Origin of the sequence: Lacticaseibacillus parahuelsenbergensis (assembly GCF_030770265.1) — a bacterium.
In the GTDB taxonomy this organism is placed as follows: domain Bacteria; phylum Bacillota; class Bacilli; order Lactobacillales; family Lactobacillaceae; genus Lacticaseibacillus; species Lacticaseibacillus casei.
Genome location: NZ_CP132482.1, coordinates 2,569,133 through 2,589,105 on the forward strand (window position 1 = coordinate 2,569,133; position 19,973 = coordinate 2,589,105).

18 protein-coding genes are annotated in these 19,973 nt (G+C 47.9%); 6 read left to right on the forward strand and 12 right to left on the reverse strand.

What is annotated here, in order from left to right:
• Window positions 1-5 precede the first annotated feature (5 nt).
• Window positions 6-3,533: a transcription-repair coupling factor gene (gene mfd / locus LACPH_RS12005; protein ID WP_274785061.1), complete on the reverse strand. Its 3,528-nt coding sequence runs from the start codon at window positions 3,531-3,533 to the stop codon at window positions 6-8.
• A 73-nt stretch (window positions 3,534-3,606) separates the two neighbouring features.
• Window positions 3,607-4,164: an aminoacyl-tRNA hydrolase gene (gene pth / locus LACPH_RS12010; RefSeq protein WP_274785062.1), complete on the reverse strand. Its 558-nt coding sequence runs from the start codon at window positions 4,162-4,164 to the stop codon at window positions 3,607-3,609.
• Window positions 4,165-4,639: 475 nt separating this feature from the next.
• Here pth and LACPH_RS12015 point away from each other — a divergent pair, with 475 nt between their 5' ends.
• The 4 genes from LACPH_RS12015 to LACPH_RS12030 all read left to right on the forward strand — a co-directional run bounded on the left by LACPH_RS12015 (window position 4,640) and on the right by LACPH_RS12030 (window position 9,135).
• Window positions 4,640-5,647 (forward strand): L-lactate dehydrogenase, encoded by a 1,008-nt coding sequence (locus LACPH_RS12015; RefSeq protein ID WP_003662706.1) that lies wholly within the window; start codon window positions 4,640-4,642, stop codon window positions 5,645-5,647.
• A gap of 307 nt (window positions 5,648-5,954) precedes the next feature.
• A complete protein-coding gene (locus LACPH_RS12020; protein ID WP_070650653.1) occupies window positions 5,955-7,325 on the forward strand; it encodes a L,D-transpeptidase family protein in 1,371 nt (456 codons plus the stop codon).
• A gap of 207 nt (window positions 7,326-7,532) precedes the next feature.
• Window positions 7,533-8,198, forward strand: coding sequence for a cyclic di-AMP binding protein CbpA (gene cbpA / locus LACPH_RS12025; protein ID WP_010491258.1), 666 nt, complete (start codon window positions 7,533-7,535; stop codon window positions 8,196-8,198).
• 238 nt (window positions 8,199-8,436) lie between these two features.
• Window positions 8,437-9,135 (forward strand): L,D-transpeptidase, encoded by a 699-nt coding sequence (locus tag LACPH_RS12030; RefSeq protein WP_087912844.1) that lies wholly within the window; start codon window positions 8,437-8,439, stop codon window positions 9,133-9,135.
• Between the two features lie 69 nt (window positions 9,136-9,204).
• Here LACPH_RS12030 and LACPH_RS12035 read toward each other — a convergent pair whose 3' ends face one another.
• From LACPH_RS12035 to LACPH_RS12065, 7 genes are all read right to left on the reverse strand, one after another.
• On the reverse strand, window positions 9,205-9,588 hold the full coding sequence (locus LACPH_RS12035) for a type II toxin-antitoxin system PemK/MazF family toxin (RefSeq protein WP_005686631.1): 384 nt from the start codon (window positions 9,586-9,588) through the stop codon (window positions 9,205-9,207).
• 19 nt (window positions 9,589-9,607) lie between these two features.
• The gene (locus LACPH_RS12040; RefSeq protein ID WP_010491246.1) at window positions 9,608-9,856 is read right to left on the reverse strand and encodes an antitoxin; all 249 of its coding nucleotides are present in this window, start codon (window positions 9,854-9,856) and stop codon (window positions 9,608-9,610) included.
• Between the two features lie 98 nt (window positions 9,857-9,954).
• Window positions 9,955-11,094, reverse strand: a complete 1,140-nt coding sequence (gene alr, locus LACPH_RS12045; RefSeq protein ID WP_306387036.1) for an alanine racemase — start codon at window positions 11,092-11,094, stop codon at window positions 9,955-9,957.
• A complete protein-coding gene (gene acpS / locus LACPH_RS12050) occupies window positions 11,081-11,455 on the reverse strand; it encodes a holo-ACP synthase (RefSeq protein ID WP_039639939.1) in 375 nt (124 codons plus the stop codon). Before acpS ends, alr begins: the two co-directional genes overlap by 14 nt.
• Window positions 11,456-11,701: 246 nt before the next feature.
• Window positions 11,702-13,210, reverse strand: coding sequence for a degradosome RNA helicase CshA (cshA, locus tag LACPH_RS12055; protein ID WP_274785065.1), 1,509 nt, complete (start codon window positions 13,208-13,210; stop codon window positions 11,702-11,704).
• A 341-nt stretch (window positions 13,211-13,551) separates the two neighbouring features.
• Window positions 13,552-14,940 carry a UDP-N-acetylmuramoyl-tripeptide--D-alanyl-D-alanine ligase gene (locus tag LACPH_RS12060; protein WP_274785223.1) on the reverse strand — a complete coding sequence of 463 codons (1,389 nt, stop codon included), beginning with the start codon at window positions 14,938-14,940 and terminating at the stop codon, window positions 13,552-13,554.
• 364 nt (window positions 14,941-15,304) lie between these two features.
• Window positions 15,305-16,063 (reverse strand): hypothetical protein, encoded by a 759-nt coding sequence (locus LACPH_RS12065; RefSeq protein WP_274785066.1) that lies wholly within the window; start codon window positions 16,061-16,063, stop codon window positions 15,305-15,307.
• Window positions 16,064-16,148: 85 nt separating this feature from the next.
• Here LACPH_RS12065 and LACPH_RS12070 point away from each other — a divergent pair, with 85 nt between their 5' ends.
• The gene (locus tag LACPH_RS12070) at window positions 16,149-16,790 is read left to right on the forward strand and encodes an SMI1/KNR4 family protein (protein WP_274785067.1); all 642 of its coding nucleotides are present in this window, start codon (window positions 16,149-16,151) and stop codon (window positions 16,788-16,790) included.
• A 1-nt stretch (window position 16,791) separates the two neighbouring features.
• Here LACPH_RS12070 and LACPH_RS12075 read toward each other — a convergent pair whose 3' ends face one another.
• Window positions 16,792-17,478, reverse strand: a complete 687-nt coding sequence (locus tag LACPH_RS12075; RefSeq protein ID WP_274785068.1) for a DUF2238 domain-containing protein — start codon at window positions 17,476-17,478, stop codon at window positions 16,792-16,794.
• 95 nt (window positions 17,479-17,573) lie between these two features.
• Here LACPH_RS12075 and LACPH_RS12080 point away from each other — a divergent pair, with 95 nt between their 5' ends.
• The gene (locus LACPH_RS12080) at window positions 17,574-18,002 is read left to right on the forward strand and encodes a hypothetical protein (RefSeq protein ID WP_274785069.1); all 429 of its coding nucleotides are present in this window, start codon (window positions 17,574-17,576) and stop codon (window positions 18,000-18,002) included.
• A gap of 353 nt (window positions 18,003-18,355) precedes the next feature.
• On the opposite strand, the gene LACPH_RS12085 is transcribed toward LACPH_RS12080, so the two are convergent.
• Window positions 18,356-18,607 carry a type B 50S ribosomal protein L31 gene (locus LACPH_RS12085; protein ID WP_025013790.1) on the reverse strand — a complete coding sequence of 84 codons (252 nt, stop codon included), beginning with the start codon at window positions 18,605-18,607 and terminating at the stop codon, window positions 18,356-18,358.
• Window positions 18,608-18,703: 96 nt separating this feature from the next.
• The gene (murA, locus tag LACPH_RS12090; RefSeq protein WP_087912850.1) at window positions 18,704-19,963 is read right to left on the reverse strand and encodes a UDP-N-acetylglucosamine 1-carboxyvinyltransferase; all 1,260 of its coding nucleotides are present in this window, start codon (window positions 19,961-19,963) and stop codon (window positions 18,704-18,706) included.
• Between the last annotated feature and the right edge of the window lie 10 nt (window positions 19,964-19,973).

A 19,973-nucleotide genomic window follows, 5' to 3' on the forward strand; every position in this document is an offset into this window, starting at 1 on the left:
AGGCATTAAGCTGCCGGCTTTTTCTCCGGCTGGGGATTGACAACGTTCACCAATCTCTGCATAAAAGCTGTCAGTTGCGCCAACCAGGTCTCGGCCTGCATGGTTTTAGGAATTGTCAACGTCACGGTCAGCTTACCATCAGCAATCGCAACCTGAGCTTTAAGCGTTGTTGCGGCCAACGCCTTAAAAATCGGCTCGCCTTGCGCTTTAGTGGTTGCTTGCGGCGATAACACAACCGCAATTTTTTGATCCGTCTTTTGCACGCTATTGACCCATGCCAAGTCGGCAAACCGTTTGAGATGCGCGATCGCCAGCAGGTTGGTCACCGGCTGCGGATAGTCACCAAACCGATCAATCAAGTCTTCGCTGATTTCCGTTTCGGCTTCATCGCTATTGGCTTCACGAATCCGTTTATACAGTTCGATCTTTTGCCGCGAATCAGCCACATAGTCGGTCGGCAAATAAGCTTCCAAGCCCAGATCGATTTCGGCATCGGTTTTCTGTGCCGTCTTAATGCCACGCCGTTTATTCACCGCTTCTTGGAGCATCTGGGTGTACAGATCGTAACCAACCGAATCGATGAAGCCATGTTGCTGCTTGCCCAACAGATTGCCGGCTCCGCGAATCGACAGGTCACGCATGGCAATTTTGAAGCCACTGCCTAATTCCGTAAAATCTTTAATCGCCTGCAGTCGTTTTTCCGCCTCCTCATTAAGCACCTTCATCGGCTGATACATGAAGTAGGCATACGCTACCCGACTCGAACGACCGATCCGTCCCCGCAGTTGATACAACTGAGATAAGCCGTAATGATCGGCATTTTCGATAATTAACGTATTTGCATTTGGCATATCAACGCCGGTTTCGATGATCGTCGTTGTGACCAGCACATCATAGGCACCGTGCAGAAAATCATAAATGACGTTTTCCAGCTGCGTTTCGGTCATCTGCCCATGCGCGTAGCCGATACTGGCATCTGGCACCAGCTCTTCCAACTGACTCACCGTGCGCTCCATATCTTCCACCCGATTATGCAGGTAAAAGACTTGGCCGCCGCGTTCCATTTCGCGTTCAATTGCCTCGCGAATCACCCCGGGATTTTGCTCCATGACAAATGTCTGGATCGGGTAACGATTGGTCGGTGGTGTCTCGATGACACTCAGATCGCGCACGCCCAGCATCGACATATTCAAGGTACGCGGAATCGGGGTCGCCGTCAGCGTCAAAACATCTACGTTGCTTTTTAGCTGTTTGATGCGTTCTTTATGCTTAACACCAAAACGCTGCTCTTCATCGATGACCAGCAAACCAAGATCACGAAAAGCCACATCTTTTGACAACAACCGGTGTGTCCCGACGACAATGTCAATCGTGCCATTCTTCAAGCCTTTGATGGTCTCTTTATTTTGGTGCGGCGTCTGAAAACGGGACAGCAACCCGACTTTAATCGGAAAATCGGCAAAGCGTTCTTTCATGGTGTCAAAATGTTGCTGCGCCAAAATCGTCGTGGGCACCAAAATGGCCACCTGCTTGCCATAATCAATCGCTTTAAATGCTGCCCGCAACGCAACTTCGGTTTTACCAAAGCCGACATCCCCGACAAGCAAGCGATCCATTGGCTTCGGTTTTTCCATGTCGCGTTTGATTTCTTTGGCTGACCGCAACTGATCCGGCGTCTCCGGATAAGGAAACTCGTCTTCAAATTTTTGCTGCAAGTCATCATCCGGGCCAAATGCATAGCCCTTTTCTGCTTCACGTTTGGCGTATAAATCAATCAACTCATCCGCAATGTCTTCAATGCGGGCCGCCACTTTGCGTTTGGTCTTCTGCCATTCGGTGCCACCTAACTTATTGACGCTTGGCGCCTTGCCGTCAGCGGAGACATATTTTTGCACCAGATTTAGTTGATCAACCGGAATAAAGAGCTTATCGTTATTGCGGTAAACGATGGTGATGTAGTCGCGGTGAACACCGTCGACTTCCATCGTCTCCATACCGGTATACTGCCCAATCCCATGGTTAACATGCACCACATAATCGCCGGGCTTCAGCTCATTGTAGCTGCGCAGTCGTTCCGTATTGGCCAGTGTTTGGTGCCGTGCCCGCCGTCGCTGCCGTGCATTGAACAACTCGTGCTCGGTGACAACGACCAACTTCATGTCCGGCAGTTCGAAGCCATTCTTCAAACTGCCTTCCGTCAATTGAACCTGACCTGGCAGTAAATGATTGGGTTCGGTCAGAACGTTGCTAATCTCAAAATCTTTCAACGTTCCGCTCAGCTTATCTAGCCGATTTTTGTCCGCAATCAGAAAGACCACAGTTTGTTTTTGTTTCACCCAGCGATCGGTTTCTGTTTTGAGCAACGGCATCTGACTAAAGAACTGTTGCACATTGCGACTTGGAACATTGGTCAGGCTATCCAGCCGCAATTGTCCCATTCCTTTTTGAAAAAGGCTTAAATACAGCCGTGGGTGCGGTTCGTGTTGGTTGAGTTCTTGAATTTTAGGATTAGGTGTCTTAGGCAGCAGCCGACCTTCCGTTTGCAATTGAGCGTACCACTCTGCGGTTTCCTGGACTAAATGGGCATCGCTATCCAGTAACCTGCTGTAATCGTCAAAGGCAACGAGTGCATCCGGTGTGAGGTAGTCAGTGATGCGCTGATGTTCCGGATAAAGTTCCGGTGCATACAGAGCCAGATTCTCTGGCCGCTCCAGTGCCTGCAACTGCTGGCCGGTGGTTAACAGTCCGTCGGTAATCGCTTGCTTGGTATCAGCATCTTTAACCTTGGCCTTGTAAGCCGTTGCCTGCTTGACAAGACGCTCACCAGTCGCACTCAGTACCTGATCTGATGCGATCATATCGGTCGCCGGTGAAATCACGATGCGCGTTAGCTTTTTCAAACTACGTTGCGTGGCAATGTCAAACGTACGAATCGAATCGATGGCCGTATCAAATAATTCAATGCGAATCGGATCATCCTGATTTAATGGATAAATATCAATAATGCCACCGCGAATAGCGAATTGCCCCGGCGCGCTAACCAGTGAATCGCGGCGATACCCCATCGCAATCAATTGCTTAGCAACATCTTGTGGCTCAAGCTCTGAATCCATATCGATGACCAGCTCACTAGCCGCCCAAACCGCTGGCGCCGGCAAAATACGCTTGTACCCAGCCAGGCTGGTCACAATAATGCCAGGCTTACCGCTTTGCAAGAAAGTTAGTGCATTAATCCGATCATTGCGGGTCTCCGGTGAGCTCACTGCAACTTCGGCAGCCAGCACGTCTTCAACCGGAAAATCATAAACCAGCGCATCGCCTAACAAACTGCTCAAGTCTGCCGCTAATTCGTCAGCGTGAAAACGATTATTCTCGACAATCAGAAGCTGTTGTTGACGTTGTTGCAAGAGCGCGCCAAAAAAGACCGTCTTGGCGGAACCCGAAAGCCCTGTCACCAAATGACGGCCGGTTTTGAGTTTAGGCCATAATGCCGACAGTTCTGGATCTGCCTGCACCATGTCGATCAAATTCATCGCTTCACCTACTTCTTTCTTCTACTAAGTTTACCTAATCAGCCGCGTGCGATCACGATCAAGCCACCGACTTTTAATTAAACTTATTCATCAGTTGCGGAAACGGCATGCCATTCAGCCAGTCTTCCAACGCATCATCTGCTCTGGCAATGGCATCATCGATCGTTGGCTGATCGGCTTGGGAAAAGGGTGTCAGCACCCAGTCAACAACCCGCTGGCGCTGAGGGTGTTGAATACCGATTTTCAACCGGTAAAATTCATCGCTGCCGGTTGCGCTGATAATATCCTTGATCCCGTTATGGCCGCCTGCTGACCCGCGTTGCCGCAACCGTAATTTGCCGAGCGTCAGATCCATGTCATCATGAACCACCAGGATTTCGTCTAACCGAATTTGATAAAACATCATCAGTTCGCGTACGGCCCGCCCTGAAGCATTCATATAAGTCTGGGGCTTCACCAAAAACACTTTTTCATCATGAATCCGGGTAGTCGCCGTGGCAGCATCAAATTCAAGCTTATCAAGTTTGAGTCCCAAACGTTTAGCCAGTTCGTCAACGACCATAAAACCCATGTTGTGTTTGGTACCTGCATATTTTCGTCCGGGATTACCCAGACCAACGATCATTTTCATTTTGTCTCCTTAAATTAGTGCTTTTTTCAACAACCCCGGTTGCCTGTGGTTGGCACCCTTTTGGCAACAGTGACAAGCTACAGTTGCTTTTCTAACCGTGTGTATTCTTGCGTAACCAGGCCAAGCGAAGGACACCAAACACTAACCAACATCACAAGGTTAAGCGCTTGGTGTCACTTCGCTATACACCGTCATCCACATACTGGGACGTGAATTTCTATTAGTATGCAGTATAACACATCAGGACTGATTAACTGTGCACATTCATTTTGTGAACTGTTAAGCTTTTGGCCCTCGTGAAAATCGCTCATGCAAGCGTTTTCGTTCCTGAAAGCGAGCTTGTCACAGGATTCACAAGCCTTGCTATTGTAAGGCTGAGCGCGACTTTTTAACCATGGCAAAATTATGAAAAAGTCTGTCAATTTTGTTTCGGCGAATTGATAATGTGTTATACTCACAATGAAATGCAGTTTGCATGCACATAAGAAAGGATGATATCACCGTGGCAAGTATTACGGATAAGGATCACCAAAAAGTTATTCTCGTTGGTGACGGCGCCGTTGGTTCAAGTTATGCCTATGCAATGGTATTGCAAGGTATTGCACAAGAAATCGGGATCGTTGACATTTTTAAGGACAAGACGAAGGGTGACGCGATTGACTTAAGCAACGCGCTGCCATTCACCAGCCCAAAGAAGATTTATTCAGCTGAATACAGCGATGCCAAGGATGCTGATCTGGTTGTTATCACTGCTGGTGCTCCTCAGAAGCCAGGCGAAACCCGCTTGGATCTGGTTAACAAGAACTTGAAGATCTTGAAGTCCATTGTTGATCCGATTGTGGATTCCGGCTTTAACGGTATCTTCTTGGTTGCTGCCAACCCAGTTGATATCTTGACCTATGCAACTTGGAAGCTTTCCGGCTTCCCGAAGAACCGCGTTGTTGGTTCAGGTACTTCATTGGACACCGCGCGTTTCCGTCAGTCCATTGCTGAAATGGTTAACGTTGATGCACGTTCGGTCCACGCTTACATCATGGGTGAGCATGGTGACACTGAATTCCCTGTATGGTCACACGCTAACATCGGTGGCGTTACCATCGCCGAATGGGTTAAAGCACATCCGGAAATCAAGGAAGACAAGCTTGTTAAGATGTTTGAAGACGTTCGTGACGCTGCTTACGAAATCATCAAACTCAAGGGCGCAACCTTCTATGGTATCGCAACTGCTTTGGCACGTATCTCCAAGGCTATCCTGAACGATGAAAATGCTGTTCTGCCACTGTCCGTTTACATGGATGGTCAATATGGCTTGAACGACATCTACATCGGTACCCCAGCTGTGATCAACCGCAATGGTATCCAGAACATTCTGGAAATCCCATTGACCGACCACGAAGAGGAATCCATGCAGAAATCTGCTTCACAATTGAAGAAGGTTCTGACCGATGCCTTCGCCAAGAACGACATCGAAACCCGTCAGTAATCGTCATCATGGCTGACTATAGAACAGCTGGGCAACTGCCTGGTTGTTCTTTTTTTAATCTCGAAAATGATTAGGGACTTTAGCACATTTCTCTCGCTTGGCAGCATCCTGAAAGTATAATGTTTTTTTAAAGTTGTCAGATGCCGCTCCGCTAATGGTTAACACACCCGAAATGCCTATAGCTGAACGAGGCGTACCGCTTTTAATTCTGGGCTTGTTACCTTATAATGGGCAAGAACAATGTCATTTTTTTGAGGAAGTGCTTGCTACGAAACAGGAACAAACAAGGAGCAGGAGGCAGCGATCAGTGAATAAGAATAAACGGTGGCTCCTCGTTGTCGGCGCGCTAGTCGTTCTTCTAGGCGGATTTTATATCGTCCGGAGCATGCACTATCGCGATCATTTTTTGCCTAACACGGAAATTCTGGGAATTGATGTGTCTGGTCAATCGGTTAATGCGGCCAATAAGAAGCTGGTACAACAGTTCAATGAGCGCCAATATACGTTTGTTGAAGGCAATAAAAAAGTCATGAAGGTCAAAGGCCGCGCCCTGGGCTTAAGCCAGGATTTCAAAAAGGGTCTCAATCAGGCACTGAATAAGCAAAATCCGTGGTTGTGGACCACTTCGATTTTTGCGGGTCAAAAGGCTCATGCTGATGAGGATCCTTCGATTAACAGTGTTGCCCTAAAACAGTTTGCGGACACCACTGCCAATAAACTGAACCAAGGACGCCAAGAACCGGTCAATGCCAAACTCGTTGCAGATGGCACCCAGTTCAAGATTCAAAAAGAAGTCAACGGTAATCAGATTGACGCTGATAAACTTGCTAAAACGGTGACGACCGCCTTGGATAATCATCGGCAAACCGTTAATTTAACGGATACGTACAAAAAGCCGACCGTTAAGGCGTCTGACAGTAGTCTGCAAACGACAGAACGGGATATGAATAAGCTTGCCGGAACCAAAGTATCCTTGCAGATTCAGTCCAAGACCGTCACAGTTCCTCAAGCAACCGTGATGAGCTGGGTTACCAACGACAACGGCAAGGCAACAGTCTCCAGTCAGGCCATCACCAATTATGTCTCAACGCTATCACAGCAGTACAGCACCATTAATAAGACCCGGCAGTTTAACTCGCAACAGCAAGGGACGGTTTCGGTTCCCGCTGGTACGTATGGCTGGAGCATTAATGTCAGCGCCACTGCAGCGATGATCCTTGCCAGTGTCAAAGCCGGACAGGATCTTAACAAAGAAATCATCCACAGCGGTTCTGGTTATGCGACTGACGGTGACATCGGCAATACCTACGTTGAAGTTTCAAAAGAGAAACAACACGAATGGTTCATTAAGGATGGCAAAGTCGTCATGGATTCCGATATTGTAACCGGTAAGCCGAGCCAGGAAACGCCATCGGGTGTCTTCTACGTTTGGTCGAAGCAACGCAATGCAACGTTGCGCGGCAAAAACGATGATGGTAGCTCCTATGCCAGCCCGGTTTCTTACTGGATGCCCATCGATTACACGGGTGTCGGTCTTCACGACAGCCCATGGCAACCTAAATACGGCGGCGACTGGTACAAAGAACACGGCTCCCATGGCTGTGTCAATAACCCGCCTGATTTCATGGCCAAGTTATATGCCGCAGTTGATGAAGGAACGCCGGTTATCGTTTATTAGTTTTCAGTCAGTAACATCTTAACCAACAAGAAATCGGCTCATAAGGCGAACCCGTCCCTTGAGCCGATTTTTTGTACCCAACTGCTAAGCAATATCCGGCGCTGACTTTTTACCCGGAAAGACCGTTACACCGTCAAAAAACTATGGTATCATAGGACAAGATTAGAACATTTTAATAAAGTGTGCACCTTTGATGGAGGAAAACGAATGTTAATTAAGTCGTTAGTATTAAAAAAGGAATTCCTGACCACTGTCAAGGAAACAGTCACCCTTGAAGAAGCATTGAAGATCCTTGAAGACTCCGGCTTTCGTTGTGTGCCGATCTTGGATGAAAGCGGCACGATCTTCCGCGGCAATATTTACAAGATGCATATCTATCGCCATAAGTCCCAAGGCGGCGATATGAGTCTGCCGGTTACTTATCTGCTGAAGAATGCAACCAAGACGATTCCGGTGAATGCCCCATTCTTCAAAGTCTTCTTCAACATCAAGGATCTGCCTTACATTGCGGTCTTGGATGAAAATGCCAACTTTTACGGGATCCTCACGCATGCCAAATTGCTTGGGATGCTGTCTGAAGCTTGGAACGTTGACGTTGGCTCCTATGTTCTGACTGTGATGTCCACCGGTGAACGCGGCGACTTGGCAAAAATGAGCAAGATTTTGGCTAAGTATGTGTCCATTTCCGGCTGTATCACCTTGGATGCCAAACGCGACGAATTCGTCCGCCGAACCTTGTTCACGTTGCCTGCAGGGACCGATGAAAATACGCTCAACGAAATCGTCTCACGCTTAGAGAAAAAGAGTTTCCGCGTAGTTGAAATCGACGATCTGCAATCCGGACAGCCGATTCGGGTAGACGAAGAATTGTAATCCGATTTTAAAAAGCTCGGCAACGTTATGACTACTGTCGAGCTTTTTTATATGGTGAGCGTGAACTGGCGCGGTCAGAAGCTGGTGAACGCGTTATGGTGGGCGTTCATTGCTGCTTATATCGCCTATTAGCGTTGGCGTCAATTCGATTTACTGGTTTAAGCAGTTCAGATCCTTTATAATACGTTGGCATAAGTAACCAGATCTAATGATCGTCACACGGGGAGGAAAACCTCGCATGAAAACTCTGACGCATTTTTGGGATCGAATCGTCTTCACTATTCGTTTCCTTCGTAGCCATCATTTCAAACCTAAATTTCGCAAACAGCTGTTTTTCTTCGCTGTCTTGGTACCAGTATGTTTGGTGACCATCATCACCGGCCAACAAGTAGAAAAACCGGTTCCTGCTGCCACCATTTTTCGCACCGGAACAACACTCGCCAAGGTTAACCAGTCTTCACATCAGCCTACTAGCAAAGTTGCGCTCAACGTGACAAAGAAAATCGACTGGCAAGCTCCCTCCGAAAATCAGCCTTATCCTGACTTGACGCAACACCCTAATCTTTCCTTGGTTGTCAGTTTGAACAAGCAACGGGTATTTGTTAAAGATGGTGCTAAAACCCTTTACACCATGTATGCTTCAACTGGTATCGACGACTCGACACCGCATGGGCACTTTAAGATTCAGTCTGAACGCGGCTATGACTTTTTCAATCCTGAAGAACAAATGGGCGCGCATTATTACACGAGCTTTTACTTACACGGGACCTACTTATTCCACACCGTGCCGACTGACGTCAACGGTCAATATATTGAATCTGAAGCGGCAAAGTTGGGCCAGAAACCCGGTTCACATGGCTGTGTACGCCTCAGTATTCCGGATGCCAAGTGGATTTTCGAAACCGTCCCAACTGGTACGCCAGTTGTTGTCGAATAAACCTAAAGCCGCACCCATCTCAGTCAATTTATCACTGAGGTGGGTGCGGCTTTTTGCCAAAATATTGCGTTAATTTTTATTGTATGTTTTTGGTTTGGGCAAACTAACGAGCCCTACTGAAATTGCCAACGCACGATCAACGGCCGCCATTTTTGCGCTTGATAAAGCTGTCACGCGCGCCTGTAATCGCTGCTTATCGATGGTGCGAATCTGTTCTAGCAAAATCACCGAGTTACGTTCAACCCCGTCTTGCTTTGCCCGTAAGCCAACATGAGTGGGCATCTTGGGTTTTTGGATCTTGGAGGTAATGGCCGCCACAATAACCGTAGGACTATAGTGGTTGCCAACGTTGTTTTGAATAATAAGTACAGGTCGATTGCCACCCTGTTCGGATCCGACAACCGGCGATAAATCGGCGAAGAAGACATCTCCGCGTTTTACGGTTACATCCATGCTTTTGCCCCCTCGTTGCTTATCGAATATGGGCGTATGCCTCACTTTCGCAGGCGGAGAAAGCATGACTGATCTCTGTATTGATCTGTCCCATGGCAACATAGCCGGAAATCAGCTGGTTGATATCGGGTGCTTGTGACTGCAAAAATTTAGCCACTGCTGTTGTGATCACATCTTGAGTATCCGTGTCATTCAACTCACAATAGGCATCTAACCGCGCCTTAATAGCAGCATCAAACGTTACCGTTACTGACGTTTGCTTCTTCATGACAACTTCCTCCAACTTCCCAAGTTCATGTTGCTACTTTATCACAAAATCGATTCAGGAGCTACCGCACTTAGCCAATCATCTGAAAAACTGCCTTGTTATTTGCCGATCGGATTGATGCTTTGCCGTTTTAACCGCGGCGTCAAATTGCAGGCAATTTCGTAATGAATCGTGTCGCTATACTTGGCGACATCTAAGAGCGTGATTTCCTGATCGCCGCTTTGCCCGATTAAGACGACTTTGGTGCCTGCCGGATAGGCTTTTGGTAGACGAATCATGAACTGATCCATGCAAATTCGGCCAACAATCTCGCAGGCATGGCCATCAACCAACACATGGAACCCTTGCAGCCGCCGCAGCCATCCATCAGCATACCCAATTGGAACGGTACCGATAAACTCGTCACCTTTAGCGCGATAGGTGACACCATAGGAAATACCGTCACCGGCATGAACCTGCTTGCAGTAAGTCAATTCACTTTCCAGTGACAAGGCAGGTTCCAGCGGGAAAGGTGTTGTCGGAATCGCATCACCAGATGGGTTCAGGCCATAAATCGCCACACCATAGCGAATCATGTTGCCATTACATGCTGCATGCCACAGACTGGTCGCCGAGTTCGAGACGTGCACGTACCGGGGCCGGGTTGGCAATAAGTCCACCATATGGTTAAACTTGGCCACTTGCTGTTTGAAGTAAGCATCATCTGGATCGTCAGCTGTGGCAAAATGGGTGAAAATGCCCTCAACCATAAATTGCTTCGGATGCGCCTGAATGAACTTAAGGGCATCCAAAAGTGCCTGATCTTCCGTAAAGCCAATCCGCCCCATGCCGGTATCCAACGCAAGATGAATGCGTAAAGGCGGCAACTCCGGTTGGGCTTCCAACACCGGTAACGCCTGCTCGAGCCATTCGACACTGCTAATCGGTAACGAAATCGTTTGTGCCGCAGCAACCGCAGCGTGCTGGCTTGGCACAATGCCTAAAACCAGAATTGGCTCGACAAAATTCGCATCTCGTAAATCTAACGCTTCGTCAAGCAGCGCCACACAAAAGCCGCTTGCGCCAGCAGCCTTCGCAACCCGTGCTACCCGTAACATACCATGACCATAAGCATCGGCTTTGACAACGGCAAAAAGTTGGGTCTTCTTTTTTAACCGCGCCACCTCATGCTGGACATTATGCAAAATAGCTGTTTCATCAATCAAAACTGTTGCTGGTCGGAAGTTACCGATCGTCACGTTCAGGACCTTCTTTTTCTAAAATTACCTCGGTGAACACCAAAGTCTCACTATGGGAAATGGAAACAAATGCATTGCCGGCAAATGGGTGTTTCGTCAGAATCGGCTTGCCAAGTTCGTTATTCAGAATTTCAACGTCCTGCAATGCGACTTTGCCCAATCCAGTGCCAAAAGCTTTGGAATAAGATTCCTTAGCCGAAAACCGGCCAGAAAGATACTCAACAGCACGGCGGCCATCCAATTGTTGATAGTTTGCTAATTCTACGGGTGTCAGAATCTTCGCGGCGAATCCATGGTTCTTTTCCTGAGCGGCTTGAATTCGGTCTAAATCTGTCACATCAACCCCGATGCCATAAATCATACTTGGCCTCCAATACATTTGATAAAGTCATTTTAGCATGCTTTGATTAAAAATCGGCCATGTTCGGCAAATTGCCTGCTACATCTGTTTGTTTAGCTACAAATAATCTGTCCCTCCGGCGCTACATGTCGCCATGAAGAAAACCAACTTTCTTTCCATTAAAAAAGCACCGAGACGATATCAGCCCCGGTGCCTGTTTTATTTTAACCGTCAATTTTCGTGTTAGGAACTTTGACTCGTGAAAGCTTATTCGCCTGAACGAATTTTGAAGTTACGTTTGACATTCTTACGTTTGTCGCCGAAGTTGCGCTTCTTGTCATAGTTGCGCCGGCCGTCACGGTTGCCTTGATAGCCGCCTTCGCGCCGCTTACCTTTGTAACCGCCTTTATAACCGCCGCCACGATTACCGTGACCATGATTGTTGCGACCGCGACGTGGCAGTGGCCGTTCTGGTGTAATTTTGACCGGAACCGCACTGGCATCATCCGGGCTGACTGCTTTGAGGTAGGCAGAAACCAATTGTAGCGGGGTATAGTTTTCCAAAAGCGTTTCCGCCATGGCTTCATACTTTTCGGTGTCGTTGGCTTCGACTTGTTCTTTGATCGTGGATAAGCCGCTGGAAATCTGGCCCATCAACGCTTCTTCAGCGGTAGGCGGCTTCATCGGCAACATCCGCTTCTTCGTCAAGTCTTCGATCGTGTGCAGGTATTCAATTTCATTCGGTGTGACAAATGTTACCGAAACCCCTTTGTGCCCTGCACGACCGGTCCGGCCGATACGATGCACATATGAATCAGGATCTTGCGGAATGTCATAGTTATAAACATGCGTCACGCCGGAAATGTCTAATCCACGCGCCGCAACATCCGTCGCCACCAAAAAGTCCAATTGGCCACTCTTGAATTGGCGCAACACGCTCATGCGCTTTTGCTGCGTCAAATCGCCATGAATCCCTTCAGCGCGATACCCACGTGCCTTCAAGCCGCGGGTTAATTCGTCAACGCGGCGTTTGGTCCGGCCAAAAATCAATGCCAGATCAGGATCCTGAACGTCGAACAAGCGCGTCATTACATCGAACTTTTCATAGTCTTTTGCGCGAACATAGTATTGTTCAACGGTGTCAGCCGTCAGTTCCTTGGCCTTAATCTTAACAACAACCGGGCTCTTCATGAACTTGTTGGTCAAGCGCATGATCGCTGCCGGCATGGTGGCAGAAAACAGCAACGTCTGACGTTCTGTTGGCATCTGTTCAACAATCTTTTCAATGTCGTCAATAAAGCCCATATCGAGCATTTCATCGGCTTCATCTAATACCAAGGTATCAAGATGTTCCAGTTTCAAGGTATGACGCCCGATATGATCAAGAATCCGTCCTGGGGTTCCAACCACGATTTGCGGGTGGTCAGCAAGCTGACGAATCTGGCGGCGAATATCAGCGCCACCATAAACAGCTTGCACCTTGATCTTCTTGTCGCGACCTAAACGATAAAGTTCTTCTTGGGTCTGAATCGCCAATTCCCGGGTTGGGGAAATGACCAGTGCTTGGATACTCCGGTCAGCTTTATCGATGTGTTGCAGAATCGGCAAACCAAATGCTGCCGTTTTCCCGGTACCGGTCTGTGCTTGACCGATCACATCTTTGCCTTCCAGAACCAGTGGGATCGTCTCTGCTTGAATCGGGGTCGCTTCTTCAAAACCTGACTGTGCGATTGCCTTTAAGAGATCATGATCCAAACCTAGTTCTTTAAACTTCAAATGAGTTCCTCCTTGAGAATTCCTGCACGCGTTTACCCAAGCGTGTTTTCAAGGAATCCGCGGGCATCACGTGCATTTTCAGTAAATGACAAAAAAACATATCTCAACAACAATAGCACGTTCACAATTGAAAAACAAGAACAAGTGTCACTGCAGAATTGTGGCGGTAATGGACTTACAATTTCCGACCAAACGCGGCGGTGTCGCGATGATAGCGCTTTGATACTGAGGTATGACTGTTTATTTTATGAAAATTTACAAGATAATAAAAGACGAACACATTAGCTGCTGTTCGCCTTTGTTCAATGCAATTAAATTTTCATTTAGAAAACGCACCCGTGTCAGGCATGACCCCCAGCGATCAGCGCGGCCAAAACCGTTTCCAGATGCAAGCCGTGACTTGCCTTTAACAGCACCATGTCGTCATGGCCGACGTCATTTTGCAAATCGCGAATCATCTGATCTTTGGCTGATAGCGGGTAATAATGCAGGTTATCGGGTGAATACTTGTCGGCCAAAGCATCGGCCAGTGCGTGCATCTCCGACCCATATAGATAGACAACTTGTACTTCATGAGGATCAAGGGCATCGGCCAAGCCTGCATGCAGCGCCTGGCTTTGATCGCCAAGTTCCAGCATGTCGCCTAACACTGCGATGTGGCGGCCGGTTGCCGTAAATTCACTAAAGTCGCGGATCACCGCCCGCATCGCCGTTGGATTGGCGTTATAAACATCACTGAGAATTTGTTCGCCAGCATCACCGATCAGCCACTGCGTCCGATTGGCAGTCACCTGAAAATGCGCGAGTGCCTTTTGCATGACCTCGGGCTTAACATGAAATTGTCGGCCAACTAACAACGCCGCCAATGCATTCACCACGTTATATTCACCCATAATCGGAATCGAGAAAGTCAGATCCGGCCATTGTTCTACCGTAAACTCGGTATGATTGCGATGGCCGTTAATGGAATGTGCAAACAAGGTGTTTTCCGGATGCAACCCAAAAGTCTCCTGCTTTTGAGTAATCTTTTTGGCACGTTCCATAAGCAATGGCTCATCCCCGTTATAGATAAAAGTACCGTCTTCTTTCAGTCCATCGGTGATTTCCATTTTGGCATCGGCAATTTTAGCGCGGGTTTTGAAAAACTCGATATGCGCTTCGCCAATCATAGTGATGACCGCAACATCCGGTTCGGCTAAGGAGGACAACGCGTGCAATTGGCCCGGATGATCCATGCCCATCTCAAGGACCAGCACCTCGGTATTGGGTTCCATACTCAAAATCGTCATCGGTACGCCAATTTCGTTATTATAATTGTCTGGCGTTTTCACAACATGATATTGCGTCGCCAAAATCGCTGCGGTCATATCTTTGGTCGTTGTTTTCCCATTGCTGCCGGTAATGGCAACGACCTTGGGATTGACCTTCATCAACAAGTAATACTGGGCCAGCTGTTGCATGGCCGCCAACGGATCCGGAACAACCAAGGCTGGCAGTTTGGTCTCGATCGGTGCATGATCCGCCGCAACAAACGTCGCCACTGCCCCCGCAGCAGCGGCAGCCGGAATAAACTCGTGACCATCACGTTCACCTTGTAAGGGAACAAATAACATCCCTGGCTTCAATCGACGCGAATCAAAGGTTAGTCCGGTAACCACGCGCGAACCATCCGCCTCAGAAAGCGGTTGGGCTTTAACGACACGCGCAATCTCTGCCAATGTCATTTTCATCATTAACTCGACTCCAATTCTTAAACGTAGAGCGTGAGCTGGGCCGGTTAGAAACCGGAGCATAAGCGGCCTTGGGCGTAATGGCCCGACCTTGGCCATTGCGACCAAGGTCCTTATGTGCAGGTTTCTGGCCCAGCGAACGCGTTTTCAACAGAGCGTGAACCGGCGCGCTTAGAAGCCGGAGTGTAAGTGGCCTCGGTCGTGATGGCCTGATCTTGGCCATTGCGACCGAGGTCCTTACACGCAGACTCCTGCGCCAGCGAACGCGTTTCAACATACAGAAAAAAGGCCACATCAACCCTTTTCCAGTCAAACATATTCATTATAAGCAGGAAACTGCCCTTTTGCAGGCAGTTTCTTAAAGTTACGCTTTTTTGGCAGTTTCAGTCGGCACCATCTGCCACTGATTTTTCTGACGCATCAAAACCAGTTTGCCAAGCTTCCGAACGGCATTGTCAGGAAACGCGCTATCTGGGATAAACCGATTGCTTGGCTCCAGTAACGGAATTCTGATTTGTTCACGGGAAAACCGCACATTGCGAAAATCAAAAAGCACCCCATCCTCCATTAATGGAAACAGCTGGGTATAGGCTTCATCTGACAAAGGTGAAAAGTGCTGTTGCCGCAACCGTAACCAAAATGGTTGCTCGTTGGCAATGCGTCGCAAATATTTGTTAATTGCTGCGGCCAAAAAGGCTTCGAACAACGCCTCATGCCGCAAATACATGTTCACCATGCCATTACGCAACGGCAAGTAAACCAATTCATTTTGTAGTTTATAATAAAAAGGTGAACTGAGATGCGTTTTGACATGTCCTAAGTATAGCAGTTCTGCAATCTCGTTAGGGGTCAGTTCCTGCAAAAAACGCGGACGGGCATAATCTAACCAACACCGTGTTTGACCCTCTTTACTCCGCAGAAACTCGCGCACTTGATCCCGTCCGTTGATAATATTAAACCAAGTATGCGGATCAATCTGTTCCTGTTCGTTAACCGGTGGCAATAACAGCAGATGATTTGGGATTTTTTGCTGACTGTTCAGCAAATCACTTGCCGAAATACCATAAGTCAAAAATAAATGTGCCAACGGTTCGTGATGAACATAAATCATTGCGTTTCGCATGATTAAAACCCCTTATAACTCCCACAACCATTATACGACTTTCAGCGGCAATCTTGACCCTTCAATCAAAAAAGGAGTTCTGCGTATGTTACCCTGGCCAAACAAGATCCCACAACCTAATTTACCAACAGTTCCACATACTGACCTCATACCTTCGACTTATTTTTCCACAATTAAAACCGGCTGCCTGCCAAAAAGATGGTGGCTGCCAACTTCTGAGCCGACCAGTGATGGCTTGGACGGTGTTGGCATTCACGCCTTCGCAACACCGGGAGCCGCCATCACCGCAGACGATCTACCGGCGGACTTTTTGCCGTTTGCCCACACTGGTCATCAATATTTTGGCTTTGATTTAAGTCATGACCCGCGACGGATTCGCTACATTGATACCGAAGTCGACCAATGGCTCACGATCGCGCCAGATTTTGATACGTTTCTTAAACAATTGCAGCCACATCCGATCCGTCTACCGGAACTGCCAGTCGATCCGCAAGTTTTTGGCCACATGGCGGTCATTGCTACCGCCGATGACTGGCCGGCTTTATTCGACCATGCGCGGACGTTCATGACCGGCGCGGAAATTGGCCCGTGGCTCATTTGGCTGGCAACTTCGGCTGACTTAGCGAAACGTCAGGCCGCTGCCGAAGAATATCATTTTCTTAGCCGTTATCAGCCAAACTTTCTGACGCCGAATACAACAATCGAATTGCGAAAATTGTTGTCCTGAGTTATTTCCCCTCATTTCGCGTGCCGCGATCTTCAGGTTGGAATGTAAACGTATCTAACCACCGCAAGTCGCGTTTAATCCCAAAATACCCAAACAAAGCCAAGCCTAGCGAGCCAAAGAAGTCCATGAACAAATCGCCCATGGTATCCATCAACGCGGCCCGACCGCGCAGCAACACGCCGCCTGCAGCCATATACCGTTGCATATTCATGCCCAGCAAGCCGTCAAACGTAAATTCGTAAAATTCCCACAAAACGCCGATGGTCGTACCAAATGCGAGTGCAAATAACGCCATCAACAACGGGCTCGTCGTCGCTAACCGTTTTGCGGGCGTTAACGCAGCAAAAATGGCAAAGCCCAATCCGGCTAACATGGCTGCACTGAAGAGATGCTCAAACTTGTCCCAATATGGCACGCTGTAGCACTGCAACCCCGTGCCTAACAAAACGCTCAACAAAATAAAGATTTCAAATAAGTAAATCAAAAGCGGCGGAAAGCGAAAATGCCACCAGTGTTCCATTAACCTAGGCAGACTGACAATTAAGATTCCTGACGCAACTTGGGCCAGCAACATTGCCTGTCCATGGAATAATGGCCGCCCACTTATGAAAAGCCCGCCGACAATCAGCAGGTAAAGCAGATCGCCACCAATATTTAACCAATATAAAAAATTCGATCGTTTAGTCATGACGTTTCCTCTTTTCCTCAAGGGTTCCAGGCACCGATGCAATTATTATATTTTTGTAAGCGCTTGGTGTAGACTCAGTTTTAGGAGGTGGTCCCATGCCAATCAAAACGTTGCCTGAAGATCAACTGGTCGCCATGAGTCAGTCCGTCGTCAAAGAAGTCGCCCAAGCGTTTGCCTTCCCTTATTATGTCAATGATTTAACGCATGACGCAAATTTTGACACCGATCACACTGCAACCAAGCTCGAATTCGAACTCACGCTGCTAAATGATCCCGACCCTGATCGCACGATTAGTTTTTACAGCGATGCGGATGCTGACCCGATTATGGGCGGTGCCGCATCGGCGCAAGTCGTTGTAGCAGCCGGCATTACGTTTATTTATCTGAATGACGGATATAAAGATTCTTATCTCATTATTATTCACGATGGCAAAGTCGTTCAAAACCTCAAGCTAGAACAACAAATTCTCTCGGGTCCTGAAGTCGAGGACTTGATCGAGCACGTCATTCCCAACGCCAAATAAGTCTAAGAAGACAAAATCGAAAGTGGCCAAGTCTGGCTGCTTTTTATTATTGCTTACTAATATTGGCAGCCCGAGGCACCGCTAGCACAAGACCAGACATGGGTTGGCGCCATTTTTTCCAATAAAAAAACCACCATAACGGTGGAAAAGTTTGGGGGAACTTTTTTGGGAGTGTAAGTTAATGTGTAAGCCTAAGGCAGAAATACCTCCGCCTCATTGACATCAGTATAACAACTTCTTAACGACTCCGTGATTCCATTTTCGACAAGTTATCCCTTTAATTAATAAATCGACTTATATTATTATAAGTTATGGCTAACAAAAAAGCAGCCCAAGCGGACTGCTTTTTGTTATTATTTCTTATCCAAGCCGTATTTCTTGTTGAAGCGATCAACCCGCCCATCGGCCTGCGTGAACTTCTGCTTGCCGGTGTAGAACGGATGAGAATCAGACGAAATTTCTACCCGAACCAATGGGTATTCTTTGCCGTCTTCCCACTTGATGGTTTCTTTGGAAGTCTTGGTGGAGCCGGAAATAAATTTAAAGCCAGTTGCTGAATCCATGAAAACAACTGGATGATAATCTGGATGGATGCCTTGCTTCATAATCAATTACTCCTTTTGCCCTAAATCATTGCCTGATCTAGAGATACTATGACTACAACTCTAATAGTCTATCACGCGCAACCTATAAACGCAATCTCAATCAACCAATTCGACATCCGCGCCTAAACCACGCAGTTTCATCACGACTCGATCATAGCCGCGCAGGATATTATCGACCTTGGTGATCGTCGTTGTCCCTTCAGCCATCAACCCGGCAATCATGAGACAGGCGCCGGCGCGAATTTCCTCAGCCGCGACCTCGGTTCCTTGCAGATGATCGCAATGATGCAGGATGATCACATCATTTTCAATCGTAATGTCCGCGCCCATCCGCAATAATTCCGGGATATGGCGGACACGCTTAGGGTAAATCGTATCAATGATGAGTCCTTCGCCATGTGCTTTCAACATCAATGGTGTAATTGGCTGTTGCAAGTCGGTCGCAAAGCCGGGATAGGGCATCGTTTTGATTTGAACCATTTTCAAATCGCCTGACGGATAGACGAAAATACTATCCTCGCCCACGTCCATGACGACACCCATTTCCTCCAGCTTAGCCAAAAAGGCATCTAAATGCTCCGAAATGATGTTCTTAACTTTCACGCCTTCGCCAACCGCTGCGGCCATGGCCAAATAAGTACCGGCTTCAATGCGATCCGGGATAATGGTATGCGAGTTATGTGCTTCAAGCGTCGGCACACCGCTGATCCGGATCACATCCGTGCCAGCACCCCGCACCTTGGCGCCCATATTGTTTAAGTAAGTCGCTAAGTCGATAATTTCCGGCTCTTTGGCAGCATTTTCGATCACTGTGCGGCCTTTCGCCGTCACTGCCGCCAAAATCACGTTAATCGTGGCGCCGACAGAAACCATATCCAAGAAAATCCGGGCGCCGTGTAAGCCTTCAGCAGGTGCTTTAATCGCCATTGCACCGTGTTCATTACTCACGGAAGCCCCTAACGCTTCAAACCCCTTAATATGTTGATCAATCGGCCGCGGACCGATATCATCGCCACCAGGCAATCCAACAATGGCTTTCCCAAACCGCCCTAATAACGCCCCCATAAAATAATAGGAAGCGCGCAGACTCTTAATCTTACCGTTTGGCAACGGTACATCGTGAATTTCTGTTGGATCAATCGTCAAAACATTTTCGGTAAAATCAGATTTGACGTTCATATCATCCAAAATGGCCATCAAATTATAGACATCCTGGATGTGCGGCACTGAATCGAGTGTCACCGGGGTGCGCGACAAAATTGCAGCCGGAATTAAAGCAACCGTGCTGTTCTTCGCACCGCCGATCACAACTTCACCGGACAATTTCTTTCCGCCGTGGATCAGCATTTTTTCCATTTGACTTAAA